Source organism: Bartonella sp. AP20NXHL, from assembly GCF_042196165.1.
In the GTDB taxonomy this organism is placed as follows: domain Bacteria; phylum Pseudomonadota; class Alphaproteobacteria; order Rhizobiales; family Rhizobiaceae; genus Bartonella.
This window is the reverse complement of record NZ_JBHIPV010000009.1, coordinates 17,810-27,533: the sequence shown is the minus strand read 5'-3', so window position 1 is coordinate 27,533 and position 9,724 is coordinate 17,810. Positions and strand designations below refer to the sequence as shown.

Annotated in this window: 9 protein-coding genes; all 9 read left to right on the top strand. The window is 40.9% G+C overall.

The genetic code is table 11. The features are described 5' to 3' along the window. The first annotated feature begins 139 nt into the window (after positions 1 to 139). Positions 140 to 913 (top strand): hypothetical protein, encoded by a 774-nt coding sequence (locus ACFILL_RS06260; RefSeq protein WP_375637709.1) that lies wholly within the window; start codon positions 140 to 142, stop codon positions 911 to 913. A 605-nt stretch (positions 914 to 1,518) separates the two neighbouring features. Beyond that, positions 1,519 to 2,637 (top strand): N4-gp56 family major capsid protein, encoded by a 1,119-nt coding sequence (locus ACFILL_RS06255; protein WP_375643516.1) that lies wholly within the window; start codon positions 1,519 to 1,521, stop codon positions 2,635 to 2,637. 83 nt (positions 2,638 to 2,720) lie between these two features. Further along, positions 2,721 to 3,416 (top strand): hypothetical protein, encoded by a 696-nt coding sequence (locus ACFILL_RS06250; RefSeq protein ID WP_375643517.1) that lies wholly within the window; start codon positions 2,721 to 2,723, stop codon positions 3,414 to 3,416. A 21-nt stretch (positions 3,417 to 3,437) separates the two neighbouring features. Further along, a complete protein-coding gene (locus ACFILL_RS06245) occupies positions 3,438 to 3,632 on the top strand; it encodes a hypothetical protein (RefSeq protein ID WP_375643518.1) in 195 nt (64 codons plus the stop codon). A gap of 118 nt (positions 3,633 to 3,750) precedes the next feature. Continuing rightward, on the top strand, positions 3,751 to 3,885 hold the full coding sequence (locus ACFILL_RS06240) for a hypothetical protein (RefSeq protein WP_273791306.1): 135 nt from the start codon (positions 3,751 to 3,753) through the stop codon (positions 3,883 to 3,885). A gap of 79 nt (positions 3,886 to 3,964) precedes the next feature. Continuing rightward, positions 3,965 to 5,428 (top strand): hypothetical protein, encoded by a 1,464-nt coding sequence (locus tag ACFILL_RS06235; protein ID WP_273791307.1) that lies wholly within the window; start codon positions 3,965 to 3,967, stop codon positions 5,426 to 5,428. Positions 5,429 to 5,773: 345 nt separating this feature from the next. Beyond that, complete coding sequence (locus ACFILL_RS06230; RefSeq protein WP_375654313.1) at positions 5,774 to 6,226, top strand: hypothetical protein; 453 nt, start codon at positions 5,774 to 5,776, stop codon at positions 6,224 to 6,226. Next, positions 6,223 to 7,362: a tail fiber domain-containing protein gene (locus tag ACFILL_RS06225; RefSeq protein WP_375638498.1), complete on the top strand. Its 1,140-nt coding sequence runs from the start codon at positions 6,223 to 6,225 to the stop codon at positions 7,360 to 7,362. The genes ACFILL_RS06230 and ACFILL_RS06225 overlap by 4 nt, the downstream gene beginning before the upstream one ends. Further along, positions 7,359 to 8,363: a phage tail protein gene (locus tag ACFILL_RS06220; protein ID WP_375643519.1), complete on the top strand. Its 1,005-nt coding sequence runs from the start codon at positions 7,359 to 7,361 to the stop codon at positions 8,361 to 8,363. The genes ACFILL_RS06225 and ACFILL_RS06220 overlap by 4 nt, the downstream gene beginning before the upstream one ends. Positions 8,364 to 9,724 lie beyond the last annotated feature (1,361 nt).

Sequence of the window (9,724 nt, the reverse complement as noted above, 5' to 3'; positions counted from 1 at the left end):
GCTTGCCGTCATGTGGGGTGAACATGGTGGGGAATGCTGATGCTAAATGATGAGAGAGCATTGAGGGGATAAGTGCTTATGGGGCTGTTTTATCTGAAAAATTTTATTTTATTGTTAAAAAAAAGAGAAGGCTAATGTCATGGATCAAGAACACTTAACGCCGGCAGAACAAAACCAATTGAAACAAGATTTTCTGGTCTCAACACAAGAGGGAGAAAATGGTGAAATTGGAAGAGAAGAAAAAACTCTTGAAGATAATTTTCAAGGGCAAATGCTTCAACAACAGGACTCTTCGCAAAAGGCTGGAAAAGAGGTTCAAGGGGGCGAGGATGCTGCGCCAGATCCGCAAAAAGACTTTATGGGCTATATGCAATGGTTGGGAAAAACACTCCAAAAACAAGGGCTTGTACATGAAAAACAACAACCTTCTCTTGCTCGCGAAGCAGAACAGTTGCATGCGTTTTTTCAGCAGTCTGTTGCAAGTGTTAAACAAAAGCATCATGATTTTGATCAAGCAGCTGATTTTATTTATGAAACACGGGCTAAACAATTGGCAGCTTGTGCTTCGCTCTATCCTGAGATGGCCGATCCCAAAAATATTGATGCGTTGATTGGTGATGAGTTGAAGCAGATCTTGCGCGATTGTGCGCAAAAAAATCAAAATCCGGCTGAAGTGATTTACTCTATTGCACAAAAAATTGGCTACACAAATGTTCCCAATAACATGGGTGAAAATTTACAGGAAAGACACAATTCTGCACGTACTCTTGCTGCTTATAACGGCTTGACGCCAAATGGGCCGATTTCTTTGGATATGCTTGATAAAATGTCAGAAGCAGAGTTTAGCGCTTGGGTTTCTGATCCTAAAAATAAAGCCGCTTTTAATCGTTTAATGGGGGGAAGAGAATTTTAAAAACAAGAATGTGGCAGGTGTTTTTTTCGGGAACGTTAAGAGGCTTTTAGCGCAGGAGAATGCGGGGGAGTGTTTTTTTCGGGAATGTTAAGAGGCTTTTGGCGCAGGAGAATGCGGGAGTGTTTTTTGCGGGAATGTTAAGAGGCTTTTAGCGCAGAAGAATGCGGGGGAGTGTTTTTTGCGGGAATGTTAAGAGGCTTTTGGCGCAGGAGAATGCGGGGGAGTGTTTTTTGCGGGAATGTTAAGAGGCTTTTAGCGCAGGAGAATGCGGGGGAGTGTTTTTTGCGGGAACGTTAAGAGGCTTTTGGCGCAGGAGAATGCGGGAGAGTGTTTTTTGCGGGAACGTTAAGAGACTTTTGGCGCAGAAGAATGCGGGGGGAGTGTTTTTTGCGGGAATGTTAAGAGGCTTTTGGCGCAGAAGAATGCGGGGGGATTTCTCACAGCACGGATGTGGTGAGGAGAGCTCTTATAAGGGGGAGGCAGACGCTAACAGAAATTAGATAAAACTCACAAACAACCTATTCACCATTTGAAATGAAATGTGGTGTTTTAACAACCGGCGCTTTGCCGGGTTTTTTATGTCAATAAAACTTTTAGAGGACAAAATGACTGTAACTTATATCGGACTTAATGACCCAATGGCAGTGCGCACATGGTCTAAATTACTAAACCAAGAAGTCTCAAAAGCACTTCCAATTGCACCGTTGATTGGAAATGATTCAAACAGTATCGTACAATTAAAAGATGAAACCACGAAAGCAAGTGGGGATGCTATTAGCTTTAATTTGCGTGTGCAGTTGCTAGGCGATGGGGTGAGCGAAGGGCAGACATTGGAAGGCAATGAAGAAGCTTTACAGTTTCTCAATGATCGCTTAGCAATTAATGAGCTCGTTCATGCCGTGCGTGTCAAAAATGAGGGGACGATTGATCAACAGCGAATTCTCCATGATTTGCGCACCGAGGCAAAAAATGGTTTGGTTGATTGGTATGCAGATCGTCTGAGTATGATGTTCTTCATTCAAGTGTGTGGTTATACCGCAAAAGCTATTAACTTTGAGGGACGCACGATTACTCTTAAACCAGTTCATTATGGGTTTAATGCACCAACGGCACCAACCAATAAACGCGTGGTACGTCCTAACGATAAAGCAAAAGATGAGGACTTACAAGAAGGCGATTTTTTTGATCTCAGCTTGATTGATAAAGCTGTCGAACGGGCTAAATTGGCAAATCCTAAAATTAGACCCGTGCGGATCGATGGGGAAAATGTCTATGTGCTTTATCTACATCCAACCCAAGTGACGCAATTGCGAACCAATACAGATGCGGGACAATGGCTCGACATTACTAAGGCAATCTATAGTGGAAGTCGTATCAAAAATCCGCTCTATGATGGGTCTTTGGGCATGTATAATGGTGTGGTTTTGCGCGAAGCTGAACATATTACCGAAGGGGTCGAATCTGGGGCGGCAAATAAAGCTGTACCAAATGTGCGGCGGGCTGTTCTGCTTGGTGCGCAGAGTGCTGTAATTGCTTTTGGTAAAGATCGAGGGGCGACACGCTATAAATTGGTGGAAGAACTCTTCGACTATGAAAGAGAATTCGGGGTTGCGGCAAAAACCATTATTGGTATGAAAAAAACTTGCTTTACCTTGCCAGGGAGTACGCAAGGGGCTCAGGATTTTGGCACTATTGTCATCCCAACTTATGGAGCACCCGCTTAAAGCGAATGTTTGCTCTCTTCCCCCAACAAGAGGGATCTGTTGGGGGAAAAATTTAAAATGCTTCCAGAAACAAGGACAGGCTTATGACCACTTTATCCACTGATCCCCAAAATCTAAACCTTACACATTCAGACCATTCTAAAACTTTTGCTTATATGGTCGCGCTTATTCAAGATGAAATTGATGATACAACAGCGGAATATTCCCTGCAAATTCAAGATTCAATTTTTACGGCTTTGCGTTTGTGTGAACGCGAACCCTTTTTCTTTAATGAAAAAAGAGAAAGGACGTTTAAAACACAGAGTGGTAAAACATGGTATGGGCAAGAAGAGGGGGTTTTTATTGAAGCAGAAAAGAGTTTGGAGGGCGTCTTTTTAGTAACAAAGAATGCAACACCAACAAAGTTGTTCTTTAAGCCCTTGGAAGTGTTGCATCAACAATATGGTATGCATCCTGCGCTAGGAACGCCATTCTTTTATACGTACCTTGATCAAAAAATAGGACTCTTTCCAACACCAGAACATGTGGAAACTGTACAGCTTTCTTATGCTCCTGTTCATTTTGCCGATGAACAGCTGAAAGAGGATGATAACCCTTGGTTGATTTATGCTTTTGATCTTATTAAAGCACGGGCAAAATATGAACTTTATAAAAATATCCTTAAAGATCCTGAATATGCCGCCGTTTCTTTCAGAGATTTTCAAGAACAGCTTCAAGCTTTGCGCATTGAAACATCGCGCCAAAAAGGTTCTTCAAAGATTCGCCCAATGCGTTTTTAAAAAGTTCATTTCAAATCGTTTATGGCTGGTGTTGAAGGTTGGTTTGGCACTGGTGGCTGGTTTGTCACTTATGGCTGGATTTGCGCGTTGGGTGTTGATGGTGAAGGGCTGGTGGATGGCGTTAGGGTGGCCATTATTTATGGTATCGTTTTTTTTGGTGCGTTAAACAACCTAAGGTTGTTTATTTTGTTGAATTTTATGCCTTTAGAGTTTTAAGAGCTTTTGTGGTTTTTTATCCATAAACCTTGGTGTTTTGAATGGCACTGAGCTTTTCAAAGATTTTATGGGGGGCTCTTGATGGCTCTTTCCCCCGTCATTGTGGGGGTTGATGTGATTGCGGGCAGTTGATTTTGGTTTGGCGCTGGTGGATGGCGTTGGGGTGGCCATTATTTATGGTATCGTTTTTTTTGGTGCTTTAAACAATCTAAGGTTGTTTATTTTGTTGAATTTTATGCCTTTAGAGTTTTAAGGGCTTTTGTGGTTTTTTATCAATAAGCCTTGGTGTTTTGAATGGCACTGGGCTCTTCAAAGATTTTATGGGGGTCTTGATGGCTTTTTTCCCAATCGCTGATTATCGACCCGATGTGGCGGATATCAATGGAATTTTTACCGATGAACTTGTTAATGTGCTCCCGGCGGATGGCTCCTATATCCCTATGCCAAGTTTTGAACCTTTATCAGAGCCTTGTCCGGAGCCAATCTTAGGCACTCTTGCGGTTAAAACAAAAAATGGGGTTTCTATTATTGTCGGGACAAGAGATAAAATCTACTTACTTGATAATACAACAATGAACTGGAAAGATATTAGCCAAAAAGGAAAATCTTATCTGGCTAATGTTGATGCTCCGTGGTCTTTTGCTTTGTTTGGTGATTTTATCATTGCTGTGAATGCCAATGATAAACCACAAGTGATTGATATTAATCATGATAAAACATTTAGAAATTTAGGAGGAAATCCACCACAGGCAGGGATTGTTCGAATCTGGGGAGATTTCGTTTGTTTGATGAAATTAACTGAGTATCCAAGACGGGTTCATTGGTCTGGATTAAATGATGCTGAATTTTGGACCGTGGGAAAAAAAAGTTGTGATTATCAAGATTTTCCTGATGGCGGATTCGTCCAAGGGGCAACGGAGACAACAAATCCAATTATCTTTATGCGTTCTGCAATCTATGCTGGTTCTTTTATTCCTGGCTCTAAGATTATTTTTAGTTTCCAAAAAATCCACGATAAACGAGGCGCAAAAAATGCTGAATCAATTGTTTGTAGAGGCGATTTAGCATTCTTTGCCGATGAGGGCGGGTTTTATCAAATAACAAATGAGGGACAGATTATACCCATTGGGTTCGAAAAAGTCGATCGAACGATGACCGCAAAATCAAGGAAGGATAATCTGTACACTCTGTCTGCTGCTATCGATGGGGTGTATAATCGTGTTTATTGGATGGTTGATTCTGATGAGAACCTTCATAAACGTATCTTGCTCATTTATGATTGGGGATTGCAAAAATGGACAAAAGCTCTCGTCGATATCAAAATGATATTGCCTATTTTCTTAGCAGGAACAACCCTAGAAGGTCTTGATTTTGTGACTAAGAATATTGACGATTTGTCCTTTTCTCTCGATAGTAAAGCTTGGAAAAATGAATCGCCTATTCTGGGGGCATTTGATCAACAGGGGAGACTGGGTTCGTTTTCTGGGGGTCCTATGGCTTGTGTCGTGACATCACAAGAAATGGGGCAGACAAATGGCATGATAACACGGGTGAAAAATATTATGCCTCAAGTCAATAGTGGAAAGTTTTATTTGTCTGTGGGAATGCGCTTTCGACAATCTCTTGAAGAGGAAACTGTTTGGTTGCCAGAAAAACAGCCCTCTTATAATACTGGACAAATTCACTGTCGTGCAAGGGCACGGTTTTATCGCTTTAAATTGCGTATTCCTGAAGGGGTGAATTGGACTCATGTCACTGGATTTGATGTGGAATTGACGCGGGCCGGCATGCGATAGGCATGCCCTTTTGTAATATCATGCGATAGGCTCAAGCCTCTATTATTAAAGAACAAATGCCCCATAGGCTTCCCAAACCTTTATAAACAAAGGCACAATGCGATAAGCTGTGTCTTTATAATATGAAGAACAAGGTGGTGCGTTATGTTTCATGCTTTTCTGCGATAAAGGAAAATAGGCTGCACCATGGTTTATTTTTATAAAGAAAAAAGTTCCCTCTTTGTTGTGACAAAGGGATGATGGGGCTTTTTTCTTTTATTGTGCGGGGGGCATGGAATGCGTGAAATGCGTAGACGGAATGTTATTTGAGGGGAGATGAGTGACAAAGCTAAAAGAGCTAAAATTATGATACAAGAGAGTCAAGATTTATATTCTGCTCATCTGACAGAGCAGTGGCCATGGGAAAAAATAGCTCCCTATCAAGAGGCTCTCAATGCTGCATTGAAAAAATATGTTCAGCGCTTTCCGGATGATGTTTGTCTGGAAAAAATTGCTGAAGAAATCGCTACAGGACAAGCACAATTGTGGCTGGTCTTAAAAAATAAAATCCAATTTAGTGCTTTTGCAATTACCAAAGTTGAAATAACCCATACGGGAAAAAAATGCGTCGTTCTCTCTGATCTTGCTGGAGAGGGAGGGCTGAAATTGGTCAAATTGATTGATGAAGTCGAAAAATGGGCGCGAACAATTAATGCTGAAGAAATGCACATGTTTGGAAGAACTGGATGGGCGAAAAAGCTCGCTCATCACGGATATTCTCGTAATCTTATTCAATATAGAAAGGTTCTGAACCCATGAGTAGAAAAACCACACCTCAAGTGCAGACAACAACACAAACAAATGCTCCACCTGCTTGGGCGGCTGATATTCTTAAACAAGCCAGTGCTGATGCACTTGGACTTTATAATAAAGGAATTGGCGGAAACGTTTATCAGGGAGACAGAGTCGCTGGTCTTAGCAATATGACAAAAAATGCGCTGACCGGTTTACAACAAGCAGCAGGGCTCTATAACAATCCAACGGTAACGCAATGGTTGAGTGCACCAACCAACAGCGCTACAAATCTTTCCGGTATGGCTAAGGGAAGCTGGATTGGAAGCAATAGTAAATTTAATACTGCATTGCAAAATGCTCTGAATAAAACGTCCGATGCAATTAATCAATCGATGTCGGGAGCAGGACGTTATGGCTCTGGGGCTCATACTGGTGTGCTGGCCGATGAGTTAGGCGCCTTGGCAACAAATGCTGCAGCACAGCAATATAATCAAGATATTAACAATATGATGAATGCAAACCAGATGATTGATCGCTCTCAGAATGATCAAGTTAATGCGGCAAATAGCTATTATCAAGGACAGAGTAACGTGCAAAGCAATGCTTTGAAAGGGGGCATGATTCAAGATATAAACCGCCAAAATGTCTTAGATGCTGAACGCCAAAAATGGTCAGAAAAAGATAATCAAGATTGGAACCGATTGCAAAGCTTGTTACAGGTAGGGACACAGGCTGCTGGAAATTACGGAACGACTTCAGGAAAATCCACGACAATGCCTTCTGTGACAAAAGATCCATTGCGTGATGCGCAGCAAGTGCTTGGATTGGTCGGAGGAATTTTAGGGCTTTGTGATGTGAGAGCAAAAGAAAATATTATCCCTGTGGGGCAGAAAAAGGGATATCCACTTTATACCTTTAATTATAAGGGAAATCCACAACGTTATCAGGGCGTTATGGCGCAAGACGTGTTGCGTGTGAACCCTGAAGCTGTTTATGTCAATGCGAAAACAAAGTTATTGCATGTTGATTATGACAAAATAGGCCTGAAAATGGAAAAAATGAAAATGGAGAAAATGCCGGCATCTAAAAATAAAATTGCGGCTTTCTTTTCTTCATTTTTTGCTCGTTTTCCCTTTTTGAATAAAGAGTATCTTCTATGAGTTCGATTTATGATTGGTCAATTGTTGCATCAGAAAATGCTTATGTCGACGAGAATATAAACTGGGCAGAAGGGCAACCGCCAAGCACAGTCAATGATAGTGCTCGCGCTATGATGCAACGCATCAAAGAATATTTGTTGGATAATGGGGGCGTGATTGAAACACAGTTTACTGTCGATGTGAAGAACGAGAGGACATCACTTCGTTTGGCAACAAAGTCTTTTTTTGAGACTTATATGGATGGCATTGTTGTGCGCTTTAAAGCACAAGGCGTCAACAGAGGAATAACAAATATTTCTTTAAATCAATTGCCGCCAAGACCAACTTATATGGCAACGCCAGAGGGTATTATGCCTTTAAAGGGCGGGGAAATTCAAAAAGGGGGGCTTTATGAAGTCGTCTATACGCGTGATATTGCCGGAAAAAATGCTGATGGCTGGTTTTTAACCAATCCTACTATAAAACTTCCTGAAATTCCGCCCTTTCCTCCTTTACCGGAAACGTTTTCTTCTGGATTTATCGGGACTTTTGCTACAGAAAAAATACCCTCTGGATGGTTACTGTGTGATGGTAAAGAATATTCGCGAAGGAACTATGCTAATCTCTTTGCTGTTCTGGGAGAAACATGGGGAAAAGGAGACGGGAGAACAACATTCAATGTTCCCGATTTGCGTGGAATGTTTTTACGGGGGCTCGATAGTGGAAAAGAAATTGATAAAGGACGTCGCTTGGGAAGCCGACAAGAAGAGTCTTTTCAATCCCATACCCATGAGGGAAAAACAGATTCAACAGGTAACCACCAGCATAGTTATCCAATGTTTGACAAGCTAGTTTGGGATATGAATCACGGTGAATATTATAAAAATCTGGCTCAAGTTTACAATAAAGATCGGTTAACGAAGGCTGCGGGAGAGCATGAACATAAGGTCTTGTTGCAAAAAACAGGGGGGGATGAAACACGCCCCGTCAATATGGCGGTGGTTTATGCCGTCAAAGCCTGAGAATGAAAGCTGTGTGAGAGAAAGATAAAAATGCTAAAATGTTTGTTATGAAAAAAAGTCTTATTGAATATATTGTGTAGAAAGTTTTGAGGCGCTTTAGAAAAAAACTCAATTCTCTTTATTATTTTATTTTTTGTGCTGCCTTTGTTGGATGTGTAACGGTCAGTTTGCCTATTGTTCTTTAGAGGATCAAGACAGTGATTATTGAAGGTAGAGGGAGAACAAAAAAACCTTCTTTATTCATGGCGTTTTTTACTGAGGAATAAAGATTTTATCCCAAATGCCTCTCTCTTGTGGTGTCGTGATCCATTATTTCAAGTGCTGGGTTTAAAGCGCTGCTGTGCGATGACAAAAAACCCATGGGTAAAATTTATCCTATTATACCGTAAAACACCGTCATTAAAACACTATTATTGAAGGTGGTTATATCAGTAAGATAGCTTAAAGTATTTAATACATTAGCAATTGTTTAGAGAAGGATTTGCTTGGTTAAGTATTATGCAAGTGAATCATATAAGTGAGCAGCAGACGGAATCCTTTCAGAAGAGTTGGATTGTTTACAAACCGATGTGGGCTAAAATCTTCGTCCTTTTAGGTGGTGGAAAGAGGTCAACGGATATGTTTATTTAAAGCGAGAAAAGGCAAAATGGAGCGCTTTCTTTTTTGGCAAAGCGTGTAGGAAAAAAGGGCTCTTTGCTTTCAAAATGGTCGCACTGTTTTCAAAATGGGTGCACTGTTGGCAAGAGCAGCAGGTTGGCGATGCGTTGTAGTACATGGTGAGGCATTGAACTCTCTTAGATGGCATTTTGTGCTTATCAGGCAACTTCTTGAAACAGAATGAGAGTGATACGAGAAAATCTGTAAGACAATAGTTTATCCCATTGTGTTGTAAAATAATATTGTTTGAGATGCGGTTAAAATTTTATGCATGGGATGCCTTTCGTCTGTGCGTATTCTTAAAACAGCTTTTTTTGTAGAATAACTCTGGACAGGGGATACATTACAAGGATGCATTTGCAGGGGGAAGCCAAGTCAAATCTGTTAGATAAGAAGCCAGATTGTTTACAAACCATTGTTTATTGATTGCCATTATTTAAAGACCGGTGTGGGCTTTGTCCTTTTGGGGAAAGCTGACACAGCGTGCAAGGTGACATGCATTTCTCTTTGGTTTCAGGTGATAAAATCAACATTTTAGGTGGAAAACAGAATATAATCTAAAAAAATACCTTGTAAAAATTTTTGATGAGGAAATTTTTTTCAAAAGCTTTTCATATGGTTTTCTGAGGTTTTCTGAGGTTTTCTGAGGTTTTCTGAGGTTTTCTGAGGTTTTCTGAGGTTTTCTGAGGTTTTCTGAGGTTTTC

Excerpts from the sequence above, each read along its gene's own strand:
- ACFILL_RS06260 (WP_375637709.1), top strand. The coding sequence starts at position 140 with ATGGATCAAGAACACTTAACGCCGGCAGAACAAAACCAATTGAAACAA.
- ACFILL_RS06255 (WP_375643516.1), top strand. The coding sequence starts at position 1,519 with ATGACTGTAACTTATATCGGACTTAATGACCCAATGGCAGTGCGCACA.
- ACFILL_RS06250 (WP_375643517.1), top strand. The coding sequence starts at position 2,721 with ATGACCACTTTATCCACTGATCCCCAAAATCTAAACCTTACACATTCA.
- ACFILL_RS06245 (WP_375643518.1), top strand. The coding sequence starts at position 3,438 with ATGGCTGGTGTTGAAGGTTGGTTTGGCACTGGTGGCTGGTTTGTCACT.
- ACFILL_RS06235 (WP_273791307.1), top strand. The coding sequence starts at position 3,965 with ATGGCTTTTTTCCCAATCGCTGATTATCGACCCGATGTGGCGGATATC.
- ACFILL_RS06230 (WP_375654313.1), top strand. The coding sequence starts at position 5,774 with ATGATACAAGAGAGTCAAGATTTATATTCTGCTCATCTGACAGAGCAG.
- ACFILL_RS06225 (WP_375638498.1), top strand. The coding sequence starts at position 6,223 with ATGAGTAGAAAAACCACACCTCAAGTGCAGACAACAACACAAACAAAT.
- ACFILL_RS06220 (WP_375643519.1), top strand. The coding sequence starts at position 7,359 with ATGAGTTCGATTTATGATTGGTCAATTGTTGCATCAGAAAATGCTTAT.